The organism is Streptomyces sp. NBC_00286 (assembly GCF_036173125.1).
In the GTDB taxonomy this organism is placed as follows: Bacteria; Actinomycetota; Actinomycetes; order Streptomycetales; family Streptomycetaceae; genus Streptomyces.
The window spans coordinates 8354784-8377949 of record NZ_CP108054.1 but is presented as its reverse complement, the minus strand read 5'-3'; the positions used below and the strand labels follow the sequence as shown (position 1 = coordinate 8377949).

Below are 23166 nucleotides of genomic sequence, written 5' to 3'. Positions count from 1 at the left end.
GCAGGAGTCATGAGCGTTCAGCAAGAGGCCGGCGTCGGCGGCGAGGACCTGGAGGTGTGGATCGATCAGGACCTCTGCACCGGCGACGGCATCTGCGCCCAGTATGCACCCGAGGTTTTTGAGCTGGACATCGACGGTCTGGCCTATGTGAAGGGCTCCGGCGATGAGTTGTTGCAGGCCCCGGGGGCCACAACGCCCGTACCTCTGACGCTTCTGCGTGATGTCGCCGACTCCGCGAAGGAGTGTCCGGGCGAGTGCATCCATGTGCGTCGGGTTTCGGACAAGGCCGAGGTGTACGGCCCGGACGCGGAGTAGTTCGACGGTCACGTCAAGTCACTTTGCGGGCCGGGCCGTTCCGTATGTCTTCTTGGTCACACGCTCTGGGCGCCGGCGGGGACGGAACGGACGAATGTGCCGTTTTTCCACTGCCACTTGGCGCGTTCGTCCACGTCGGGGCAGCAACGGGGGACGTCGGGCGAGGAGTAGCCGAGCAGAGTGGCGGTGACGGCGGCGTCGCGCACGGCGAAGTCCGTGACGGTGAGGCGCTCTTTCGGGTCGACGAGGGTGGCGACGATGCGGGGTTCGGTGGCGTCGGCGGCCTGGGTGAGTACGTACACGCCGCTTGGCGGGGCGCCCGCGATGGCGTCGCAGTGGACCACTGCGACCGTTTCGGGGCGGCCGTCGCCGTCGAGGTCTCCGGAGGCCTTCTTCTGCACGACGACTTTGGTGGGGCCGCACTCCACGGGGTAGTCGACGCGGTTGGGATCGGGGGGCGCGGTGGCGGCGGGGGCGGTCTGTGCGCCGCGTCCGGTCTGGGCGGCGGTGGCCGCGTCGGGCTGCAGGAAGGCGGAGGCCGCGACGACTCCGGCGAGGGCGGTTGCTGTCGCCAGCCAGTGGATCGGGCCGGCGTGGGTGTGTGCCAGTTCCGGGACGGCGGATTGCTGCACGAGAGATGTGTCTCCTGTGAGGGCTGTGCCGGTGGGGTGGCCAGCATGGTGCCATACGTCACAGTCAGCGGGAACGGCGGGGTCGGTAGTTCTGTCGTGGTGTCAACAGAGAAGCGCCGTGGTGGAGTTCCCGAGAGGTCTCGGGAACTCCACCACGGCGGTTGCGCGTTGTATGCGGCACGGGGCCGCCTCAGCGGCCGGTGCCTCCGTCGGCGTTCGGGCCGGCGTAGTCCTCGCCGTATGCGCCCTTGGCGGGGCGGCGGCGGCGCATGGGGGGTTCGACGCCGTCGGCGAGACGGCGGGCGGTGAGCAGGAAGCCGGTGTGCCCGATCATGCGGTGGTCGGGGCGGACGGCCAGGCCCTCGATGTGCCAGTTGCGGATCATCGACTCCCAGGCGGTCGGCTCGTTGAAGCAGCCGATTTCGCGGATGGACTCGACGGTCCGGGCGAGCTGGGTGGTGGTCGCGACGTAACTGCACAGGATGCCGCCGGGGACGAGCGCCTTGGAGACGGCCTCCAGGCACTCCCAGGGGGCGAGCATGTCGAGGATCACACGGTCGACGTCGGTGTCCGAGAGGTTGTCCTGGAGGTCGCCGACGGTGAGCTGCCAGGCGGGGTGGGGGCCGCCGAAGTAGCGCTCCACGTTGGCTTGGGCTATCTCGGCGAAGTCGGCGCGGCGCTCGTAGCTGTGCAGCATGCCGTGGTCGCCGATGGCGCGCAGCAGGAAGCTGCTGAGCGAGCCGGAGCCGACGCCGGCTTCCACGACGCGGGCGCCGGGGAAGATGTCGGCGAAGGACAGGATCTGCCCCGCGTCCTTGGGGTAGACCACGGCTGCGCCGCGGGGCATGGACAGGACGTAGTCGGGGAGCAGGGGGCGCAGCGCTAGGTAGGCGACGTTCCCCGTGGTGCGGACAACGCTGCCCTCGGGGGCGCCGATCAGCTCGTCGTGCGGGAAGGACCCTTTGTGGGTGTGGAAGTTCTTCCCGGCTTCGAGCGTGAACGTGTAGTGGCGTCCCTTGGGGTCAGTGAGCTGGACCTGGTCCCCGACCTTGAAGGGCCCGCGTCGGCGGGCGGCACCGGTCGGTTCGGACATGTGACCAGCCTACCGGCCTGGGCACGGGCCGCAGACCACGCGCGCGCGTGCTGAGTTCAGCTGGGCCGGGCCATGGCCTTGACGAAAGCGCGCTCGACGTCGGCCGCGGACAGGACGCCGTAGATCTCGCCGGACTCCTCCACCACCAGGTACTCGGTGGCGGGGGTGGCCCGCAGCACGTCGAGGAGTTCCTCGCCCGCGAGTTCGGCGGAGACCCGCATTCCGTCGGTGAGTTCCTGGGCGAGGCCGCTCACCGCGACCCAGGGGCGGCGGTGTTCCGGTACGCCGACGATGGCGGCCTCGCGGACGATGGAGAGGGGTTCGCCGTGGGCGTCGACCACGACCAGGGCGCGGGCGCCGGCGTCGTTGGCGCGGCGCAGGGCTTCGGAGAGCGGGGTGTCGGTCTGTACGGGGACGGCGCGGCGGGTGAGGGCGCGGGCGCGCAGCTCCGGGAGGTGTTCCCTGAGGCGGGCCATGCGGAGGCTGTTTCCGGCGCCGGTCCAGATGATCGCGGCGAGGATCGCGGCGAGCAGGGCGTCCATGACGGTGTCCATGCCGCCGATGTCCTGGGCTTCGCCGCCGAGTGCGCCGGACTGGGTGAGCAGGGGCAGTCCGATGAGTACGGAGAGGGCGAGGGCGCGGCCGACCCAGGCGGCGGCGATGGTGCCGGTCATCGGCTTGCCGGTGATCTTCCAGACGACGGCGCGGAGCATACGGCCGCCGTCGAGGGGCAGGCCGGGGAGCAGGTTGAAGGCGGCGACGATCAGGTTGGAGATCATCAGGCCGGCCAGCAGTACGCCGGGGACGGTGCCCGGTTCGACGGTCCACAGGGCGAGGTAGAAGAGGCCGGCGAGGACGAGGGAGAGCAGGGGGCCGACGAAGGCGAGGATGAACTCGCGGCCGGGCGTCTCGGATTCCTTCTCGATTTCGGAGACGCCGCCGAAGAACTGCAGCTGGATGCGGCGCACCGGCAGTTTGAAGCGCAGGGCGGCAACCGTGTGGGCCAGTTCGTGGACGAGTACGGAGGCGTAGAAGGCGACCGCGAAGAAGAGGGACACGAGGTAGCGGGCGCCGCCGAGTTCGGGCAGTACGCGCTCGAGTTGGCCGCCGAAGACCCAGGTGATGAGTGCCGCGACGAGGAACCAGCTGGGTGCGACGTAGACGGGCACGCCGAACGGGCGGCCCATGAGCAGCCCGCCGCCGGGTCCCTTGGCGCGCTGTGGGGGACGGGGTCCGGGGCCGCCGTCTCCGGCAGGGGGTTGCGCGCCGGAGCCGCTGCCGTCGGGGCCGGGACCGTCCGTGCCCTCGCCTCGGCGGGCCACAGACGGCGCCGTCGGGCCGTCCGGCTGTCCGGCCGGGGCGTCCGCGGCCGCGGGACTCTCGGCGTCCCCTGTCCTGTCGGAGTGGCCGGTGGACGGGGGCTGCTTCTCCCAAGCCACGGTGTCCGTCGGGCCATTGGGGGCTGTGGTGTCGGTGGGATCGGTGGGGGCCGGGCGGCTGTCGTCGCCGGTCGGCTCTCTGTCGGAGCGCGGGTGTGCGGAGGTGGCGTCCGGCACCGGGGCGTGCTCGGTCGCTTCGTCCGTACCGGATCGCGGCTGCCCGCTCCCGCCGCTCTCGTCCACGCTGTCCCCTCGTTCGACGCGTCTCCCGCTCACGATCATGCAGGCGAGAGGTTCTGCCGTCGATGGTATGCGGCCGTTGCGGTGCGTTTCGCCCCGGCACCCCCACTGTTTCCCGGCCGTTGTGCACACCTGGCAGGTCACTGTGTGTGGCGTTGTCAGTGGCGGGCCGTAAGGTCTGTCGTCATGGAAACCAGTACCGACGACGGCGTCGCGCAACCGGGCACCGGCACGGGCTCCGGCACCTCGTCCAAGGCCGCCGTGGCGGTGCCCCCGGCCTCGTTGTCACCCTCGCGTGCCGGTGACTTCATGCAGTGTCCGCTGCTGTACCGGTTCCGGGTGATCGACAAGTTGCCCGAGAAGCCGAGCGAGGCGGCCACGCGCGGCACGCTGGTGCACTCGGTCCTGGAGCGGCTCTTCGACGCCCCGGCCACCGAGCGTACGGTGCCGCGTGCGAAGTCGCTGATCCCCGGTCAGTGGGACCGGTTGCGTACGGCGAAGCCGGAGCTGGCCGAGTTGTTCGCCGACGCCGACGAGCAGGCGGCGGGCGAGAGGCTGGCGCGCTGGCTCGCCGAGGCCGAGCAGCTCGTGGAGCGCTGGTTCACGCTGGAGGATCCGACGCGTCTCGAGCCCGCCGAGCGCGAGCTGTTCGTGGAGGCGCGGCTCGAGTCGGGTCTCAAGCTGCGGGGCATCATCGACCGGGTCGACGTCGCGCCGACGGGCGAGGTGCGGATCGTCGACTACAAGACGGGCAAGGCGCCGAGACCGGAATACGCCGAGGGCGCGCTGTTCCAGATGAAGTTCTACGCCCTGGTGGTCTGGCGCCTGAAGAAGGTCGTCCCGCGCCGCCTCCAGCTCGTCTATCTCGGCAGCGGTGACGTGCTGACGTACGACCCGGTGGTCGCCGACCTGGAGCGGGTCGAGAGCAAGCTGCACGCACTGTGGGACGCGATCCGCCACGCCACCGAGACCGGCGACTGGCGCCCGCGCCCCACGAAGCTCTGCGGCTGGTGCGACCACCAGGCGGTATGCCCGGAATTCGGCGGCACTCCCCCGCCGTATCCCTTGCCGGTGAGGGCAGCAGATCGGGCCTCGGCCGGAGGGGCGGGGGCCGCAGCGCAGCGGACACAGCCGCTACCGGCGAGGGCGGCCGAGCCGGACCCTGTCGGCGATCCAGGCGTCGCCGCCCAGCAGGCCCAGTCGCTGCCGAAGAAGGCGGCCGAGCCGGACCCGGCCGGGGAGCCAGGCGTCGCCACCCAGGAGACACAGCCGCTACCGGCGACAGCGGCCAGCCCGGACGCAGCCCGAGATCCAGGGAGCGTCCCCCACGAGACACAGTCGCCGCCGACGAGGGCGGCCGACCCGCACTCGGCCCGAGACCCAGGCGTCGCCACCCAGCAGACACCGTCGCCGCCGAAGAAGGCAGCAGAGCCAGACCCGGCCGGGGAGCCAGGCGTCGCCACCCAGGAGACACAGCCGCTACCGGCGACAGCGGCCAGCCCGGACGCAGCCCGAGATCCAGGGAGCGTCCCCCACGAGACACAGTCGCCGCCGACGAGGGCGGCCGACCCGCACTCTCCCGGGGGCCCGGGGGCCGTCCCCCGGGAGGCGCAGACCTTGCCGGTCAGGGCGCCGGAGTCCGGCAGAGGGCAACAGGGCAGAATGGGGCCGGACTAGCGAAGGAGACTTACGTGGCCATCCGTGTCCTACTGGTCGACGACCAGCCGCTGCTGCGAACCGGCTTCCGGATGATCCTGGAGGCGGAGCAGGACATCGCGGTCGTCGGCGAGGCCGGGGACGGCCTCCAGGCACTCGACCAGGTACGTGCCCTGCAGCCCGATGTGGTTCTGATGGACATCCGTATGCCGCGGATGGACGGTGTCGAGGCGACCCGGCAGATCACCGGCCCCGGCCGGGACGGACCCGCGAAGGTCCTGGTGCTGACCACCTTCGACCTCGACGAGTACGTGGTGGAGGCGCTGCGCGCGGGGGCCAGCGGCTTCCTGCTCAAGGACGCCCCGGCCAACGAGCTGGTGCAGGCGATCCGCGTGGTCGCCGCGGGCGAGGCGATGCTCGCGCCGAGCATCACGCGCCGGCTGCTCGACAAGTACGCGGGGCATCTGCCCTCGGGCGACGAGCCGGTGCCGGACACCCTGCACACGCTGACCGATCGCGAGGTCGAGGTGCTGAAGCTGGTGGCCCGCGGTTTGTCGAACGCGGAGATCGCCGCGGACCTCTTCGTCAGCGAGACCACGGTCAAGACGCACGTGGGCCACGTCCTGACCAAGCTGGGGCTGCGGGACCGCGTGCAGGCGGCGGTGTACGCGTACGAGAGCGGACTGGTGCGCCCTGGCGCGCAGTGACCGACCGCGCGCCGATCGCGCACCCCTACAGAGCGATACGGCGATGGCCGCACCCTTTCGAGAAGAGGGTGCGGCCATCGCCGTATACGCAGAGCCGTCGGTCCGGACCGTCAGTCCTTGCTGATCTCCCAGAACCGGAACACGGTCGAAGCGTCGAGGCAGTACTCCAGGCCGTACACGTTGTCGCGGACGACCGCGTACTGCTTGGCCTGCCAGATCGGGAGGACCGGGACCTCCTCGGCGACGATGTCCTGGAGCTGCCCGTACTGCTGCTCGGTCGAGGCGCGCTCGCTCAGGGCGGCGGTCTCGGGGATGAGCTGCCCGGTGATCTTGGAGTTCGTGTAGCCGTTGCCGAGGACGTTGCCGTCGCCGAAGAAGGGGGCCGTGAAGTTGTCCGGGTCGGGGTAGTCCGGCACCCAGCCCTTCACATACACGCCGTACTTGCCGGCCTCGATGTCCTTCTCGTACTGGTCGTAGGCGACGGACTTCACGCTCGCGTCGAACAGTCCGCTGTCGTTGAGTTGCTTGGCGATCGCCTTGAACTCCTGGTCCGTGGCCGGGCCGTAGCGGGTGGGCGTGGACCAGAGGGTGAGCTTCACCTTCTCGGTGATGCCGTCGGCGCGCAGTACGTCCTCGGCCTTGGTGCGCGAGGGGCGGGCGCCGTAGGTGTCGAAGAAGGCCGTGTTGTGGCCGGTGATACCGGCCGGGATGATCGAGTACAGCGGTGTCGCCGTGGACTCGTAGACCTCCTCGACGAGAGCCTCGCGGTCGAGGAGGTGGGCGATCGCCTTGCGGACGCTCAGCTTGCCCGCGACCGGGTCCTGGGTGTTGAAGACCAGGTGCTGCACCTCGGCGCTGGAGCCCTCAATGACGTCGATGCCCTGGCCGGTGGACGTGTCGTTCTCGATGTCCGCGACGTCCTGGGCGGCGAGTCCGCGGTAGGCGACGTCGACCTTGGTGTCGGTGAGGGCCTTGCGCAGGCCCTTGCGGTCGCCGTGGAAGAACTTGAGGGTCACGCCGGAGTTCCGTACGTCGGCGTTGCCTTCGTAGTTCTCGTTGACCGAGAAGACGGCCTCGTCCTCGCTGAAGGAGTCGAGCTTGTACGGGCCCGAGCCGACGGCCTTGCCGTCCTCGCGCAGGCCGTCCGCGTCGTACTCCCGGTGGTTCACGATCGAGCCGGCGCCGGAGGCGATCTTGCTGGGGAAGGTGGCGTCGGGGACCTTCAACTGGAAGACGACCGTCTTTTCGTCCGGGGTTTCGACCTTGTCGAGCATGGGGAACATGATCGCCGGGCCTTCGGCGTCATTGATCTTCATCATGCGGTCGAAGGAGAACTTGACGTCCGCGGAGGTGAGTTCGTCACCGTTGCTGAACTTCAAACCGTCGCGCAGGGTGCACTCGTAGACCCTGGTGTCCCCGTCCGTGAAGGAGCAAGACTTCGCGGCCTCCGGCTCCGGTTCCGTGCTGCCCTTGGGGAAGCTCAGCAGGGACTGGAAGACGTTGTTGAACAACAGCCAGGAACCCGGGTCGTAGCCGGAGGCGGGGTCGGTGGCCAGGACGTCGTCGGTCATCCCGATGGCGATGGACGAGCCGGTGCCTCCGGATTCGCCCCCCTGGGAGCCGCAGCCGGCCAGCAGAGTGCCGGCCAGCGCCGTCGCTATGGACAGAACGGGCCATTTGGTGCGCATGTTCACGAACGTGTGCCTTGTCGTTGGTCGAACGCGTTGGTCAAACGCGTTGGTCGAAGAAATTCGCTGACGCCGTGGTGGGGTCAGCCGCTGACGCCGTGGCCCAGCTCCCAAAGCTGAAGCGTGGCGGTGGAGTTGAGGGCCCGTTCGGCGCCGGTGATGTCGTCCCGTGCGGCGATGTACTGCTTGCCCTGCCACAGCGGCAGCACGGGGACGTCCTCGGCGACGATGTTCTGGATCTCCTCGATGCTCCGCGACGCGGTGAGCCGGTCGGCCTGCCGGCGGGACTCCGGGATCAGGGTGTTACGGATCTCGGGGTTCGCGTAGGGCGAGTTGATGGTGTTGTTCTTGTCGAGGAACGGCGCGAGGTAGTTGTCGGCGTCGGGGAAGTCGGGGAACCAGCCCATGCCGTAGACCTCGTACTTGCCCTTCTGCTCGTTGGCGCGGAACGTCGCCCACTTCTCGCCCTTGATGTCGACCTCGAACAGTCCGCTGTCGTTCAGTTGCTTCTTCAGCATCTCGAACTCGTCTTTGGTGGCGGGCCCGTAGTGGTCGACGGTGTAGTGCAGGGTCAGCTTCACCGGCGTGGTGACGTTCGCCTCGGACAGGAGGGCCTTGGCCTTGGCGGGGTCGGGCTGGCCGTACTTGTTGAAGAACGAGTTGGCGTGGCCCGTGACGGTGGCCGGCACCAGGGAGTACAGCGGGTCGGCGCCGGAGCCGTACACATCGGAGACGAGTTCACCGCGGTCGATGACCTGGGCCATCGCCTGACGGACGACCTTGGACTTCACCGTCGGGTCGTTGGTGTTGAAGCCCAGGTAGCGGATCTCCAGGCCGGGCTGCTCGATCAGGTCGATGTCCGTGGACTTGGCGTTCTGGAGCTTCCTGATCAGCGAGGGCGACATGGTGCGGGTCATCACGCTGATATTGCCCTTCTTCAGCGCGGTGCCCATGGCGTCGGGAGTGTCGAAGGAGCGCAGTTCGACCTTGTCGTTCTTCACCTTCACTTGGCCCTGGTAGTTGGGGTTCTTGGTGAAGACGGCGTTGACGAGCTCGTCGTTCTTGACCTCGGCCTCGAGGGTGTACGGGCCGGAGCCGTCCACCGCGAAGCCGTCGCGCAGCTTGTTCTTGTCGTAGTCGTCGGGGTCGACAATGCCCGCGATCGGCGTGGACAGCTTGAACGGGAAGGTGGCGTCGGCGGTCTTGAGGTGGAAGATCACCTCGCGGTCGCCCTTGGTCTCGACGGTGTCGATGCTCGAGAGCAGTGCGAAGACTCCGCTGTCGGCCTGGATGCGCAGCGCGCGCTCGATGGAGAACTTCACATCGTCCGCGGTCACGGGGTCGCCGTCGGCGAACTTGAGGCCCTCGCGCAGGGTGCACGCGTATCGCTCGTTGCCGGTGTCGGTGAAGCCGCAGCGCTGGGCGGCCTCGGGCTGGGGGTCGCCGCCGCCGTCGGGCAGGGTCATCAGCGTCTGGATGGTCTGCCGCAGCACGTTCCAGGTGCCGACGTCGTACGCGTATGCCGGGTCCAGTGGCGCGGGCGCCTGCTTCGAGGCGGCGAACCGGTCGGTGGTGCCCACGACGATCGCGTCGCCGCCGCCGGCCCCGATGTCGGACCCGCCGCAGGCGGCGAGGACCGGGGCGAGCAGGCCGATCACGGCCGGCAGCACCAAGGTCTTTCGGTTCATGCTCGAAGTTCTCCAGAGCTTTCGATCCGTGAACCGGCAGGCCGGGGTGTTGCAAGCAGGGTCACGGGTGTTACGGCGAGGTTCTCGACTCGAGATTAGTCCGCACCAGCAGGACCTCTCGCCATGGCCGGAGTTGACTCCCCATCACGCTGCGAAACCGGGCGCGGACGCACCGAAAACCCGACACCGGAAGGATTCGCGCACGGCTCCATCAAACGGGACACAAAGACACGTCTCGTACCGCCAGTAAGGGGCTTACGGCATATCGCGGGCCTTATGTCGACCCGGCTAGTGGGTGGTGAAGATCACAAGGTGGACAGGGTTGCATGGCGTAGCAATTCGGCCATTCGGCGAAGAATGAATTACTCGGGTGGCCCGCACACCTAGTTGTTTCTGACTTTATCTCGGATTCAACTTTTCACGGATGGTGAGCGCTCGTCACATTCCCAACCGCAAGCAGACGCCCAGCAGTCCGCGAACCGTCCTCAGACCGTCAGCAGGCCGCGCAGGAAGGTCAGGTCGACCTCTTCCAGCGAGGGCACGACGGTGCGCCGGGCGGCCGGGGTGATCGGTGCCACGGAGGGTACCGCCACCACATGGCAGCCCGCGGCTTCCGCGGACGCGATGCCCGTCGCGGTGTCCTCGATGACCACGCACCTTGCCGGGTCCGCGCCGAGGCCCACGGCCGCGAGCAGATACGGGTCGGGGTGCGGCTTGGTGCGCTCGACCTCGTCCCCCGCGACGGTCAGCCCGAAGTTTCCCGGGCCGAGCGAGGTCAGTACGCGGTCGATGATGCGGCGGTGCGAGGCGGAGACCAGAGCCGTGGGGATCTCGTGCGCGGCCAGCTCGGCGAGCAGCCTCGCTGCGCCCGGCATCAGTGGCAGGGCGCGGGCGATACGGTCCTCGAACCCGTCGTTGAGCAGCACCGTGAGCTCGGCGAGGGTGATGTCGGCTCCGGTGGCCTCGATGAGGAAACCCGCGCTGCGGGTCATGGGACCGCCGACCACGACATGACGCCAGGAGTCGTCGAGCTTGTGGCCCAGGCGTGCGAACACCTCGACCTCGGCGTCCCACCAGAAGCCCTCGGTGTCCACCAGGGTTCCGTCCATGTCGAGGAGCACGGCCTGCAAGGCGGAGCCTTCGGCCGTACGGGTACCGAGTGCGGGGACCGTACTGGTCATACGGGCACACCTCCGAGAGGGACGAGAAGGCCGGCTCCTGGTAAGGAACCGGCCTGCGTTGGACCGACCAGTGTACGACTCTGACGGCGGAAACGCTGCGTTTAACCGATGCGTGCGAGGGCACACTGTAGGCCCGCCGTGGGGCCATCTCAGCGTGCCCTCGCACTCCCTGCGCCCTCGCGAGCCCGCGTCAGCGCGCGTTGAAGTACTTCGCCTCGGGGTGGTGGATGACGATCGCGTCCGTGGACTGTTCCGGGTGGAGCTGGAACTCCTCGGACAGCTGGACGCCGATCCGCTCCGGCTCCAGCAGTTCGGCGATCTTGGCGCGGTCCTCCAGGTCCGGGCAGGCGCCGTAGCCGAGGGAGAAGCGGGCGCCACGGTACTTCAGGGCGAACATGTCCTCGATCTCGGCCGGGTCCTCCCCGGCGAAGCCGAGTTCGGACCGCACGCGCGCGTGCCAGTACTCCGCCAGCGCCTCCGCCAACTGCACGGACAGGCCGTGCAGTTCGAGGTAGTCGCGGTAGGCGTTCGCCTCGAACAGCTTCGCCGTCTCCCCGCCGATCCGGGAACCGACGGTGACGACCTGGAGGCCGACCACGTCCGTCTCGCCGGACTCCTCAGGGCGGAAGAAGTCGGCCAGGCACAGCCGGCGGCCACGGCGCTGCCGCGGGAAGGTGAAGCGGGTGCGCTCGTTGCCCGCCTCGTCCAGCAGGATCAGGTCGTCGTCCTTGGACACACACGGGAAGTAGCCGTAGACCACGGCCGCTTCGAGCAGGTTGTCCCGCTGCAACTGATCCAGCCAGCCGCGCAGCCGGGGCCGGCCCTCGGTCTCCACCAGCTCCTCGTACGTGGGCCCGTCGCCCGTACGCGCCTGCTTCAGGCCCCACTGGCCCTTGAACAGCGCGCCCTCGTCCAGCCAGGACGCGTACTCCTTGAGCTGGATGCCCTTGATGACGCGGGTGCCCCAGAACGGCGGCTCGGGGATGGGGTTGTCGATGGCCACGTCGGAGCGGACGGCGCCCTCCTCGGGGCGCTCCTCGACCTCCACCGTGGCTGCCCGCACCCGGCGCTGCCTGAGCTCCGGGAGCGTCGCGCCGGGCACCCCGCGCTTGACCGCGATCAGCGCGTCCATCAGCCGCAGGCCCTCGAACGCGTCGCGGGCGTAGCGGACTTCGCCCTCGTAGATCTCGTGCAGGTCCTGCTCGACGTACGCCCGGGTCAGTGCGGCCCCGCCGAGGATGACCGGGTAGTCGGCGGCCATCTTGCGCTGGTTGAGCTCCTCCAGGTTCTCCTTCATGATCACCGTGGACTTGACCAGCAGGCCGGACATGCCGATGACGTCGGCCTTGTGCTCTTCGGCGGCCTCCAGGATCGCGGAGACGGGCTGCTTGATGCCGAGGTTGACGACGTTGTAGCCGTTGTTGGACAGGATGATGTCCACGAGGTTCTTGCCGATGTCGTGCACGTCGCCGCGCACGGTGGCGAGCACGATGGTGCCCTTGCCGGCCTCGTCGCCCTCGACCTTCTCCATGTGCGGCTCGAGGTAGGCGACCGCGGTCTTCATGACCTCGGCGGACTGGAGCACGAACGGCAGCTGCATCTGGCCGGAGCCGAACAGCTCGCCGACCACCTTCATGCCGTCAAGGAGCGTCTCGTTGACGATATCCAGGGCAGGGCGCTCCTGGAGTGCGTCGGCCAGGTCCTGTTCGAGGCCGTTCTTCTCGCCGTCGATGATGCGGCGCTTGAGGCGCTCGTCCAGCGGCAGCGCGGCCAGCTCTTCGGCGCGGCCCGCCTTCAACGACTTGGAGGTGGCGCCCTCGAACAGCGCCATCAGCTTCTGCAGCGGGTCGTAACCCTCGGCGCGCCGGTCGTAGATGAGGTCGAGGGCCGTCTGGACCTCCTCCTCGCTGAACCGGGCGATCGGCAGGATCTTCGACGCGTGCACGATCGCCGAGTCCAGTCCCGCCTTGACGCACTCGTCCAGGAAGACGGAGTTGAGCAGCATGCGGGCGGCCGGGTTGAGGCCGAAGGAGATGTTCGACAGGCCCAGCGTGGTCTGCACATCCGGGTGGCGGCGCTTGAGTTCGCGGATCGCCTCGATGGTGGCGATGCCGTCCTTACGGGACTCCTCCTGGCCGGTGCAGATGGTGAAGGTCAGGGTGTCGATGAGGATGTCCGACTCGTGGATGCCCCAGTTGCCGGTCAGGTCGTCGATCAGCCGCTCGGCGATCGCGACCTTGTGCTCCGGAGTACGGGCCTGGCCCTCCTCGTCGATGGTCAGCGCGATCAGCGCGGCGCCGTGCTCCTGGGCAAGCTTGGTGACCTTCGCGAACCGGGACTCCGGGCCGTCGCCGTCCTCGTAGTTGACGGAGTTGATGACCGCCCGGCCGCCCAGCTTCTCCAGGCCGGCCTTGATGACATCGACCTCGGTGGAGTCCAGCACGATCGGCAGCGTGGAGGCGGTGGCGAAGCGGCCGGCCAGCTCCTCCATGTCGGCGACGCCGTCCCGGCCCACGTAGTCCACGCAGAGGTCCAGCATGTGGGCGCCCTCGCGGATCTGCTCGCGGGCCATCTCCACACAGTCGTCCCAGCGGCCCTCCAGCATGGCCTCGCGGAACTTCTTGCTGCCGTTGGCGTTGGTGCGCTCGCCGATCGCCATGTAGGCGGTGTCCTGGCGGAACGGGACCGTTTGGTAGAGGGAGGCGGCGCCGGGCTCGGGGCGCGGCTGACGCTCGGCGGGCGTCAAGTCCCGTACGCGCTCAACGACTTGGCGCAGATGCTCGGGGGTCGTACCGCAGCAGCCGCCGACCAGGGAGAGGCCGTATTCGCGTACGAAGGTCTCCTGGGCGTCGGCCAGTTCCGGCGCCGTGAGCGGGTAGTGGGCGCCGTTCTTGCCGAGGACCGGCAGGCCTGCGTTCGGCATGCAGGACAGCGGGACGCGGGAGTGGCGGGCGAGATAGCGCAGGTGCTCGCTCATCTCGGCGGGGCCGGTGGCGCAGTTCAGGCCGATCATGTCGATGCCGAGCGGCTCCAGCGCGGTCAGCGCCGCGCCGATTTCGGAGCCGAGCAGCATGGTGCCGGTGGTCTCGACGGTCACCGAGACGATCAGCGGGAGATCGACGCCGAGGGACTCAAGGGCCCGGCGGGCGCCCAGTACCGATGCCTTGGTCTGCAGCAGGTCCTGGGTGGTTTCGACGAGCAGTGCGTCGGCGCCGCCGGCGATCATGCCCTCGGCGTTCTGCTGGTAGGCATCGCGCAGCAGCGTGTACGGGGCGTGACCCAGCGTCGGAAGCTTCGTACCCGGGCCCATGGAGCCCAGTACCCAGCGCTGCTGTCCGGTCTTCTGGGTGAACTCGTCGGCGACCTCGCGGGCGATGCGCGCGCCGGCCTCGGACAGCTCGTGGACGCGCTCGGCGATGTCGTACTCGCCGAGCGCCGCGTGGTTGGCGCCGAAGGTGTTGGTCTCGACGCAGTCGACGCCCACGGCGTAGTACGCCTCGTGGACGGTGCGGACGATGTCGGGGCGGGTGAGGTTGAGGATCTCGTTACAGCCCTCGAGGTTCTCGAAATCCTCGAGCGTCGGGTCCTGAGCCTGCAGCATCGTGCCCATGGCGCCGTCGGCCACCACCACACGGGTGGCGAGCGCCTCGCGAAGGGCGTCGATGCGGGTCCGGCTGTCGGCGGAGGGGGTTGGCGACGAGGCCATGAAAGGGCTCCCTGTTGTGCGACGGCTGTCGGCTATGCGGCTCCCGGCGGAGGACGCACCCAGCCAGGGTAGCCGGGAGCGGTTCGGACGGTCAGGGGAGTCCACGGGACGGACGTGCGTTGCGGATGCGGCCCAGGTGAGGTTCCGTCCGGGACGCGGTGACGACAACTGACGGCCACCCAATGGCGGGAGGTCGACAACGACCGATAGTGTTCAGCATTGTCGAACAGCGGCAGCAGAGCCGTATGTCGACGGTCGAAGGGGACGGAGGCAGGACTGCGATGGCACGGAACATCCAGTCGCTCGAACGGGCGGCCGCGATGCTGCGGCTCCTCGCGGGCGGTGAGCGACGGCTCGGCCTGTCGGACATCGCCTCCTCGCTCGGTCTCGCCAAGGGCACCGCCCACGGCATACTGCGCACGCTCCAGCAGGAGGGCTTCGTCGAGCAGGACGCCGCCTCCGGGCGCTATCAGCTGGGCGCGGAGCTGCTGCGGCTCGGCACCACGTATCTGGACGTCCACGAGCTGCGCGCGCGTGCCCTCGTCTGGACCGACGATCTGGCCCGCTCCAGCGGCGAGAGCGTCTATCTCGGGGTCCTGCACCAGCACGGCGTGCTGATCGTGCACCACGTCTTCCGGCCCGACGACAGCCGTCAGGTCCTGGAGGTCGGTGCCATGCAGCCACTGCACTCCACGGCGCTGGGCAAGGTGCTGTCGGCGTACGACCCGGTGGCGCACACCGAGGTCGTGGAGGCCGAGCGCAAGGAGTTCACGGCGCGCACCGTATGCGAGTTGGACGCCCTGGAGGAGGTACTGGACCTCACGCGCGCGCGTGGGTTCGCCGCCGACGTGGAGGAGACCTGGGAGGGCATCGCGTCCGTCGCCGCGCCCATCCACGACCGGCGGCGGATGCCGGTCGGCGCGGTGGGCGTCACCGGGGCCGTGGAGCGGGTCTGCCCGAACGGGGACGTGCGTCCCGAACTGATCGCGGCGGTACGGGACTGCGCCCGCGCCGTGTCGCGGGACCTGGGGGCCGGGCGGTTCTGAGCACCCGGAGAAGTGCCGGACGGTTCTGAGCGTCCGCAGAGGACCAGCAGGACCGTAGAAGAGCAAGCAGGACCCAGGAGACCGGCAGGACAGAGGGCCGGGGCATCGACGGTGCATTCGTCGATGCCCCGGCCCTTTGTCGATCAGTAACGATCATGAGGTCGGCGAGAGATTCGGCAACACAGCTCTTGACGTGCCGCGGAGCCTGGGGCAAGACTCGCGTCCATCGGTCGGCATTGTCGAACACCTACCGGCAATACGCGCTAGAGTGTGGCAACGCCAAGGGCCGGCATCGCTCTCATCCTTGAGAGCACGGACCACCGGAGGGACCCGGGGTTCGGCATTCCCCTGGACGAAGGACAAAGGAGTCGCGGGTGTCCAGCTCCGACATCTTCATCGGCGAGACCATCGGTACCGCCATACTCATCCTCCTCGGCGGCGGAGTCTGCGCCGCCGTCACACTGAAGGCCTCCAAGGCGCGTAACGCCGGATGGCTCGCCATCGCCTTCGGGTGGGGCTTCGCGGTACTCACCGCCGTCTACACCTCGATACCCCTCTCCGGTGCCCACCTGAACCCCGCCGTCACGCTCGGCATCGCCATCAAGGACGGCGAGTGGGGCGACGTGCCCACCTACTGGGCGGGACAGCTCCTCGGTGCCATGATCGGCGCGGCGCTGGTCTGGGTCGCGTACTACGGACAGTTCCACGCCCACCTCACCGACCGCGAGATCGTCGGCGGACCGGGCGCGCAGGACGTCAAGTCCGTCGAGGCGCGGGAGGCGGCGGCCGGCCCGGTGCTCGGCATCTTCTCCACCGGCCCCGAGATCCGGATGGCCGCGCAGAACCTCGCCACGGAGATCATCGGCACGGTCGTGCTGGTGCTCGCGGTCCTCACCCAGGGCCTGAACGACAGCGGCAAGGGCCTCGGCACCCTGGGCGCGCTGATCACCGCGCTCGTGGTCGTCAGCATCGGCCTCTCGCTGGGCGGTCCGACCGGGTACGCCATCAACCCGGCGCGTGACCTCGGCCCGCGTATCGTCCACGCCCTGCTGCCGCTGCCCAACAAGGGCGGTTCCGACTGGGGCTACGCCTGGGTCCCGGTCGTCGGTCCGCTGATCGGCGGAGCTGTCGCCGCAGGTATCTACAACGTCGCTTTTGCTTAAGCGGCACGGCCCGTCAGCGCCGTACGTTCACTTGTAGCCGCAAGCGACCCGTAAACCAGCCCAGTGAGCCAGCTTCTTAGACCGCCTCTTTGACCACGGAATTTCAGGAGCACACCGTGACCGACGCCCACACCGCAGGTCCCTTCATCGCCGCCATCGACCAGGGCACCACCTCCAGCCGCTGCATCGTCTTCGACCGCGACGGCCGGATCGTCTCCGTCGACCAGAAGGAGCACGAGCAGATCTTCCCCAAGCCGGGCTGGGTCGAGCACAACGCCGCCGAGATCTGGACCAACGTCCAGGAGGTCGTGGCCGGTGCCATCGAGAAGGCCGGCATCACCCGCGACGACATCAAGGCCATCGGCATCACCAACCAGCGCGAAACCACGCTGCTCTGGGACAAGAACACCGGTGAGCCCGTCCACAACGCCATCGTCTGGCAGGACACCCGTACCGACGCCCTCTGCCGGGAACTCGGCCGCAACGTCGGCCAGGACCGCTTCCGCCGCGAGACCGGTCTGCCGCTCGCGTCGTACTTCGCCGGTCCGAAGGCCCGCTGGCTGCTCGACAACGTCGAGGGCCTGCGGGAGCGCGCCGAGGCCGGCGACATCCTCTTCGGCACCATGGACTCCTGGGTCATCTGGAACCTGACCGGCGGTGTCGACGGCGGCCACCACGTCACCGACGTCACCAACGCCTCCCGCACCCTCCTCATGAACCTGCACACGATGCAGTGGGACGACAAGATCTGCGAATCCATCGGCGTGCCGATGCAGATGCTGCCCGAGATCCGCTCCTCCGCCGAGGTGTACGGCGAGATCACCGGCGGCAAGCTGGGCGACCTGCTCGGCGGCATCCCGGTCGCCTCGGCGCTCGGCGACCAGCAGGCGGCCCTGTTCGGCCAGACCTGCTTCGCCGAGGGCGAGGCCAAGTCGACGTACGGCACCGGCACCTTCATGCTGATGAACACCGGTGACAAGATCATCAACTCGTACTCGGGCCTGCTGACCACGGTCGGCTACCGGATCGGCGACCAGGCGCCGGTCTACGCACTTGAGGGCTCCATCGCCGTCACCGGCGCGCTGGTGCAGTGGATGCGCGACCAGATGGGCCTGATCAGCACGGCCGCCGAGATCGAGACGCTGGCCTCGTCCGTGGAGGACAACGGTGGCGCCTACTTCGTCCCGGCGTTCTCCGGCCTGTTCGCCCCGTACTGGCGCCCCGACGCCCGCGGTGTGATCGCCGGCCTGACCCGGTATGTCACCAAGGCGCACATCGCGCGTGCCGTTCTCGAGGCCACCGCCTGGCAGACCCGTGAGATCAGCGACGCCATGACCAAGGACTCCGGCGTCGAACTCGCCGCCCTCAAGGTCGACGGCGGCATGACCTCCAACAACCTGCTGATGCAGACCCTCTCGGACTTCCTGGACGCCCCCGTGGTGCGCCCGATGGTCGCCGAGACCACCTGCCTCGGCGCCGCCTACGCCGCCGGTCTCGCCGTCGGCTTCTGGACCAACACCGACGACCTGCGCGCCAACTGGCGCCGGGCCGCCGAGTGGACCCCCAACATGGCCGCGGAGAAGCGCGACCGTGAGTACAAGAGCTGGCTCAAGGCCGTGGAGCGGACCATGGGCTGGCTCGAGGACGAGAGCTGACCCGCGCTGCAGCGAGCTGACCAGCGCTCCGGGAAGCTCTGACAAGGAGTAAGAATCCGCATGACCAGTCAGTCCACCCTGCAGTCCGTACCTGCCCTCGGTACGCGCCCGGCCTCCGGCTTTCACCCGAGCCGCGCCGAGACCCGGGAGCGGCTCTCCAAGGCGACGTACGACCTTCTCGTCATCGGCGGCGGCATCCTGGGCATCTCCACCGCCTGGCATGCCGCGCAGTCCGGGCTGCGGGTGGCGCTGGTCGACGCCGGCGACTTCGCCGGTGCCACCTCCTCCGCCTCCTCCAAGCTGCTCCACGGCGGTCTGCGCTATCTGCAGACCGGCGCGGTGAAGCTGGTCGCGGAGAACCACTTCGAGCGCCGTGCGGTCTCCCGCCAGGTGGCCCCCCACCTGGCGAACCCGCTCACCTTCTACCTCCCCGTGTACAAGGGCGGGCCGCACGGCGCGGCGAAGCTGGGTGCCGGTGTGTTCGCGTACTCGGCGCTGTCCGCCTTCGGTGACGGCGTGGGGCACCTCCTGAGCCCGGCGAAGGCAGCGCAGGACGTGCCCGAACTGCGTACCGACAATCTCAAGGCCGTGGCCGTGTACGGCGACGACCAGATGAACGACTCCCGGATGGCGCTGATGACGGTCCGCGCTGCCGTCGAGTCGGGCGCCGTCGTCCTCAACCACGCCGAGGTCACCGGGCTGCGCTTCACCAGGGGCCGGGTGAGCGGCGCCGAGCTCCGCGACCGCCTCGACGGCAGCGAGTTCGGGGTGTCGGCGCGCCTGGTGCTCAACGCGACCGGGCCGTGGGTCGACCACCTGCGCCGGATGGAGAACGCCAACGCGGCGCCTTCCATACGTCTGTCGAAGGGCGCTCACCTCGTCCTCAAGCGGACCGCCCCGTGGAAGGCCGCGCTGGCCACCCCCATCGACAAGTACCGCATCACCTTCGCCCTCCCCTGGGAGGACATGCTGCTGCTCGGCACGACCGACGAGGCGTACGAGGGCGACCCCGCGGACGTCGCGGTCAATGAGAAGGACATCGCGCAGATCCTGGACGAGGCCGCGTTCTCTATACGTGACCAGCAGCTGTCCCGTGACCTGATCACGTACTCCTTCGCGGGTCTGCGCGTGCTGCCCGGCGGGCCGGGCGACACCTCGAAGGCCAGGCGGGAGACGGTCGTCACCGAGGGCGCGGGCGGCATGCTGTCCGTCGCCGGCGGCAAGTGGACGACCTTCCGGCACATCGGCCGTACGGTCATGAAGAAGCTGGAGTCGCTGCCGGGCCGTCCGCTCGGCGAGGACTTCGAGCCGGTCTCCGAGCTGCCGAAGAAGCTGCCGCTGCCGGGCGTCGCCAATCCGCGCGCGGTCGCGCACCGCCTGCTCGTCGACCACCCGGCGCCGGGGCCGAGCATGGCACCGGACACCGCCAGGCACCTGGCCACCCACTACGGTTCGCTGGCCTTCGACATCGCCCGCCTCGCGAACGACAACGCTGAGCTCGCCGAGCGGGTCCACCCGGACGCCCCGGAGATCTGGGCGCAGGTCGTCTACGCCCGCGACAACGAGTGGGCCGAGACGGCGGACGACGTACTGCGCCGCCGTACGACGCTGACGATCCGCGGGCTCGCGACGGACGAGGTCCGCGGCAAGGTGCAGGACCTTCTCGACAAGAAGTAGCTCGACAAGAAGTAAGGGGCACGCGCTCCCCTCCGAGGGGCGGCTTCCGTTCGACGGAGCCGCCCCTCCCCCGTGTCGTACATGTCGCGGATGATCGTCCCGCACGGGGCTCACCAGGGCCGTCGAAGCCCCATAATGAGACATCGGATGTCTGAGCGACATATCTGATCGACAGGGAGGCCCCGCCATGGCAGTCACCGATGAGGCGATCGAGAAGATCAAGGGAATGATCGTCTCCGGCGCGCTGCGCCCCGGCGACCGGCTCCCCAAGGAGAGCGAACTCGCCGCCGATCTGGGCCTGTCCCGCAACTCTCTGCGGGAGGCCGTACGGGCGCTCTCCCTGATCCGCATCCTGGACGTACGGCAAGGCGACGGCACGTACGTCACCAGCCTGGACCCGCAACTCCTCCTGGAGGCGCTGAGCTTCGTCGTCGACTTCCACCGCGACGACACGGTCCTGGAGTTCCTGGCCGTGCGCCGCATCCTGGAGCCGGCCGCTACGTCGATGGCCGCCCTGCGCATCAGCGAGCAGCAGATCGACGCGCTCACGGCCCAGCTCGACGCGCTGGGCGACCAGCCCTCGGTGGAGGAACTCGTCGCCTGCGACCTGGAGTTCCACCGCGGCATCGTGCAGAGCTCCGGCAACTCCGTGCTCTGCTCACTCCTCGACGGTCTCTCCGGGCCCACCACCCGGGCCCGCATCTGGCGCGGGCTGACCCAGGAGGACGCGGTCAGCCGCACCCTGCACGAACACCGCGCGATCCTGGCGGCCCTACGCGACCGCGACGCGGAGGCGGCCCGCTCCTGGGCGACGGTGCATATCGCGAGCGTGGAGCAGTGGCTGCGCAGCACCCTGTGAGGACGGGCGATCACAGCTCGGATGACTGTGGGGTGTTCCGGGGTGGCGAACGGGGCAGTGATGCGTCACTCCCCCATGCAAGGGGGCTGCGGGCGCCCTGCTCGCACGCCGTAAGGTTGGGGCGTACGTGAGGGCACGTCGGAAGGAGGCGCTGGGTGATCGAGCTCGAGGGGGTTCCCGAGCTGGTCGACCCGGTCATGGTGGCCGCGTTCGAAGGCTGGAACGACGCCGGCGACGCCGCCTCCACCGCGGTCGCGCATCTCGACAGGGAGTGGAAGGGCGAGGTCTTCGCGGCGCTCGACGCCGAGGACTACTACGACTTCCAGGTCAACCGGCCCACGGTGTGGCTGGACGGCGGCGTACGCAAGATCACCTGGCCGACGACCCGGCTCTCCGTGGTCCGGGTCGGCGGCGAGAAGCCGCGTGACCTGGTCCTGGTCCGCGGCATCGAACCGTCCATGCGCTGGCGCTCGTTCTGCAACGAGATCCTGGGCTTCGCCCATGAGCTGGGCGTGGAGCTGGTGGTGATCATGGGCGCCCTGCTCGGCGACACCCCGCACACGCGTCCCGTCCCGGTCAGCGGCGTCACGTCCGACGCGGACCTGGCCCGCACCATGGACCTGGAGGAGACCAAGTACGAGGGCCCGACGGGCATCGTCGGCATCCTCCAGGAGGCGTGCACGCACGCGGGCGTACCGGCGGTCTCCTTGTGGGCGGCCGTGCCGCACTACGTCTCGCAGCCGCCGAACCCGAAAGCGACGCTGGCCCTCCTCAACCGCCTGGAGGACCTCATCGACATGCGCATCCCGCTGGGCGAGCTGCCCGAGGACGCACGGGCCTGGCAGTTGGGCGTGGACCAGCTGGCCGCGGAGGACAGCGAGGTCGCCGAGTACGTTCAGTCGCTGGAGGAGGCCCGGGACACCGCCGAGCTTCCCGAGGCATCGGGCGACGCGATCGCCCGCGAGTTCGAGCGCTATCTGCGGCGCCGGGACGGCGGCGGCCCGGCGGCGGGCCAAGCCGGCGGTCACGCCACGGAGAGCGGCGACCCCGCCCCCTTCCTCCGGGACAACCCGAGCGGCCGTCCCCGGCCGCCGAAACCGCAGCGCCCGGGGGCCGATGACGAGGGCTCAGCTGAGGACTCGTCGGAGGACTGAACCGTAGGAACGGAACCACAAGGGCGGTGCGTACGCGACGCACCGCCCTTGGTTGCTTCCAAAAAGCCCTCTTTACAGGGCCACCCCTAGGAGCGCGTCCACAGCACGCGATACGACACCGGGGGCGCCCTCGTCGCTGCCGCCCTGTTCCTTCTGCAGGGCGGCCCAGCGGTCGACGGCGGTGAGCGCGGCCGGCGCGTCCAGGTCGTTCGCGAGGGCCTCGCGGATCTCCTCGACGAGTGCGTCGGCGGGCGGTCCGTCGGGCCGCGACACTGCCGCCCGCCAGCGGTCAAGACGCGCGAGGGCGTTCTGAAGGACCTGGTCGGTCCACTCCCAGTCGGCCCGGTAGTGGTGCGAGAGCAGGGCCAGCCGGATGGCCGCCGGGTCGACTCCGTCGCGCCGCAGCTTCGACACGAAGACCAGGTTGCCCTTGGACTTCGACATCTTCTCGCCGTCGAGCGCGACCATGCCCGCGTGCACATACGCCTGCGCGAACGGGAACTCCCCGGTCAGCGCCTGCGCGTGGGAGGCGCCCATCTCGTGGTGCGGGAAGGCGAGATCGGAGCCGCCGCCCTGGATTTCGAAGCCCATGCCCAGGTGGTCGAGGGCGATCGCGACGCATTCGATGTGCCAGCCGGGCCGGCCCCGGCCGAGCGATCCGCCGTCCCAGCTGGGCTCGCCCTCCCGGGCGGCCATCCACAGCATCGGGTCGAGCGGGTTCTTCTTGCCCACCCTCTCCGGGTCGCCGCCGCGCTCGGCGGACAGCAGCCGCATAGCGGCGGCGTCCAGCCCGGACACCTTCCCGAAGTGCGGGTCCGTCTCCACGGAGAAGTAGACGTCGCCCTCGAGTTCGTACGCGGCTCCGGCGTCGCGCAGCCGCTCGACGAGCGGGACGATCCCGGGTATCGCCTCGACGGCGCCGATGTACTGCTTCGGGGGCAGCATCCGCAGGGCTGTCATGTCCTCGCGGAAGAGGGCGGTCTCCTTCTCTGCGAGCGCCGCCCAGTCGACGTCGTCCCGAGCGGCACGCTCGAGAAGCGGATCGTCGATGTCCGTCACGTTCTGGACGTAGTGAACCTGCCGCTTGGTGTCGAGCCACACGCGCTGAACGAGGTCGAACGCGTTGTAGGTCGCCGCGTGACCGATGTGGGTCGCGTCGTACGGAGTGATGCCGCAGACGTAGATACGGGCGACGGGGCCAGGATCGAGGGTGATCAGACCCCCGGTCGCGGTGTCGTGGATCCGGAGGTCGCGGCCCTGTCCAGGCAGGGCGGGGACCTCAGAAGCGGGCCAGGCATACATGTCTCGAGCCTAACCGGACGCGTCT

Annotated in this window: 16 protein-coding genes and 1 pseudogene; 9 read left to right on the top strand and 8 right to left on the bottom strand. The window is 69.3% G+C overall.

Annotation, left to right across the window (positions count from 1 at the left end):
- The first annotated feature begins 9 nt into the window (after nt 1–9).
- A complete protein-coding gene (locus tag OHT21_RS37880) occupies nt 10–315 on the top strand; it encodes a ferredoxin (protein WP_328772779.1) in 306 nt (101 codons plus the stop codon).
- Nucleotides 316–371: 56 nt separating this feature from the next.
- Here OHT21_RS37880 and OHT21_RS37875 read toward each other — a convergent pair whose 3' ends face one another.
- The 3 genes from OHT21_RS37875 to OHT21_RS37865 form a co-directional block, all read right to left on the bottom strand.
- Entirely contained in the window at nt 372–947 is a 576-nt protein-coding gene (locus OHT21_RS37875) for a hypothetical protein (protein ID WP_328772778.1), read from the bottom strand.
- Nucleotides 948–1137: 190 nt separating this feature from the next.
- Nucleotides 1138–2040: a tRNA (adenine-N1)-methyltransferase gene (locus OHT21_RS37870; RefSeq protein WP_328772777.1), complete on the bottom strand. Its 903-nt coding sequence runs from the start codon at nt 2038–2040 to the stop codon at nt 1138–1140.
- 56 nt (nt 2041–2096) lie between these two features.
- Entirely contained in the window at nt 2097–3662 is a 1566-nt protein-coding gene (locus OHT21_RS37865; RefSeq protein WP_328772776.1) for a site-2 protease family protein, read from the bottom strand.
- Between the two features lie 183 nt (nt 3663–3845).
- Here OHT21_RS37865 and OHT21_RS37860 point away from each other — a divergent pair.
- Nucleotides 3846–4763: pseudogene (locus OHT21_RS37860) on the top strand (RecB family exonuclease); the annotation flags it as partial.
- A gap of 587 nt (nt 4764–5350) precedes the next feature.
- Nucleotides 5351–6022, top strand: coding sequence for a response regulator (locus OHT21_RS37855; protein ID WP_030356234.1), 672 nt, complete (start codon nt 5351–5353; stop codon nt 6020–6022).
- 110 nt (nt 6023–6132) lie between these two features.
- On the opposite strand, the gene OHT21_RS37850 is transcribed toward OHT21_RS37855, so the two are convergent.
- The 4 genes from OHT21_RS37850 to metH all read right to left on the bottom strand — a co-directional run bounded on the left by OHT21_RS37850 (nt 6133) and on the right by metH (nt 14285).
- Entirely contained in the window at nt 6133–7716 is a 1584-nt protein-coding gene (locus OHT21_RS37850; RefSeq protein ID WP_328772775.1) for an ABC transporter substrate-binding protein, read from the bottom strand.
- A gap of 77 nt (nt 7717–7793) precedes the next feature.
- Complete coding sequence (locus tag OHT21_RS37845; RefSeq protein ID WP_328772774.1) at nt 7794–9398, bottom strand: ABC transporter substrate-binding protein; 1605 nt, start codon at nt 9396–9398, stop codon at nt 7794–7796.
- A gap of 485 nt (nt 9399–9883) precedes the next feature.
- The gene (locus OHT21_RS37840; protein WP_328772773.1) at nt 9884–10579 is read right to left on the bottom strand and encodes an HAD family hydrolase; all 696 of its coding nucleotides are present in this window, start codon (nt 10577–10579) and stop codon (nt 9884–9886) included.
- A gap of 190 nt (nt 10580–10769) precedes the next feature.
- Nucleotides 10770–14285, bottom strand: a complete 3516-nt coding sequence (gene metH / locus OHT21_RS37835) for a methionine synthase (RefSeq protein WP_328772772.1) — start codon at nt 14283–14285, stop codon at nt 10770–10772.
- A gap of 281 nt (nt 14286–14566) precedes the next feature.
- Between metH and OHT21_RS37830 the strand changes: the two genes are divergently transcribed.
- The 6 genes from OHT21_RS37830 (at nt 14567) to OHT21_RS37805 (ending at nt 21839) form a co-directional block, all read left to right on the top strand.
- Entirely contained in the window at nt 14567–15331 is a 765-nt protein-coding gene (locus OHT21_RS37830) for an IclR family transcriptional regulator (protein WP_328772771.1), read from the top strand.
- 374 nt (nt 15332–15705) lie between these two features.
- Nucleotides 15706–16494: an MIP/aquaporin family protein gene (locus OHT21_RS37825; protein WP_328772770.1), complete on the top strand. Its 789-nt coding sequence runs from the start codon at nt 15706–15708 to the stop codon at nt 16492–16494.
- 116 nt (nt 16495–16610) lie between these two features.
- Nucleotides 16611–18149 carry a glycerol kinase GlpK gene (glpK, locus tag OHT21_RS37820; RefSeq protein ID WP_328772769.1) on the top strand — a complete coding sequence of 513 codons (1539 nt, stop codon included), beginning with the start codon at nt 16611–16613 and terminating at the stop codon, nt 18147–18149.
- A 60-nt stretch (nt 18150–18209) separates the two neighbouring features.
- Nucleotides 18210–19826 carry a glycerol-3-phosphate dehydrogenase/oxidase gene (locus OHT21_RS37815; RefSeq protein ID WP_328772768.1) on the top strand — a complete coding sequence of 539 codons (1617 nt, stop codon included), beginning with the start codon at nt 18210–18212 and terminating at the stop codon, nt 19824–19826.
- 187 nt (nt 19827–20013) lie between these two features.
- Complete coding sequence (locus OHT21_RS37810) at nt 20014–20685, top strand: FadR/GntR family transcriptional regulator (protein ID WP_328772767.1); 672 nt, start codon at nt 20014–20016, stop codon at nt 20683–20685.
- A gap of 155 nt (nt 20686–20840) precedes the next feature.
- Nucleotides 20841–21839 (top strand): PAC2 family protein, encoded by a 999-nt coding sequence (locus OHT21_RS37805; RefSeq protein WP_328772766.1) that lies wholly within the window; start codon nt 20841–20843, stop codon nt 21837–21839.
- A 72-nt stretch (nt 21840–21911) separates the two neighbouring features.
- Here OHT21_RS37805 and mshC read toward each other — a convergent pair whose 3' ends face one another.
- On the bottom strand, nt 21912–23141 hold the full coding sequence (gene mshC, locus OHT21_RS37800; RefSeq protein ID WP_328772765.1) for a cysteine--1-D-myo-inosityl 2-amino-2-deoxy-alpha-D-glucopyranoside ligase: 1230 nt from the start codon (nt 23139–23141) through the stop codon (nt 21912–21914).
- Between the last annotated feature and the right edge of the window lie 25 nt (nt 23142–23166).

Coding starts and splice junctions, on each gene's coding strand:
- OHT21_RS37830 (WP_328772771.1), top strand. CDS start 14,567: ATGGCACGGAACATCCAGTCGCTCGAACGGGCGGCCGCGATGCTGCGG.
- metH (WP_328772772.1), bottom strand. CDS start 14,285: ATGGCCTCGTCGCCAACCCCCTCCGCCGACAGCCGGACCCGCATCGAC.
- OHT21_RS37870 (WP_328772777.1), bottom strand. CDS start 2,040: ATGTCCGAACCGACCGGTGCCGCCCGCCGACGCGGGCCCTTCAAGGTC.
- OHT21_RS37840 (WP_328772773.1), bottom strand. CDS start 10,579: ATGACCAGTACGGTCCCCGCACTCGGTACCCGTACGGCCGAAGGCTCC.
- OHT21_RS37845 (WP_328772774.1), bottom strand. CDS start 9,398: ATGAACCGAAAGACCTTGGTGCTGCCGGCCGTGATCGGCCTGCTCGCC.
- OHT21_RS37880 (WP_328772779.1), top strand. CDS start 10: ATGAGCGTTCAGCAAGAGGCCGGCGTCGGCGGCGAGGACCTGGAGGTG.
- mshC (WP_328772765.1), bottom strand. CDS start 23,141: ATGTATGCCTGGCCCGCTTCTGAGGTCCCCGCCCTGCCTGGACAGGGC.
- OHT21_RS37815 (WP_328772768.1), top strand. CDS start 18,210: ATGACCAGTCAGTCCACCCTGCAGTCCGTACCTGCCCTCGGTACGCGC.
- OHT21_RS37810 (WP_328772767.1), top strand. CDS start 20,014: ATGGCAGTCACCGATGAGGCGATCGAGAAGATCAAGGGAATGATCGTC.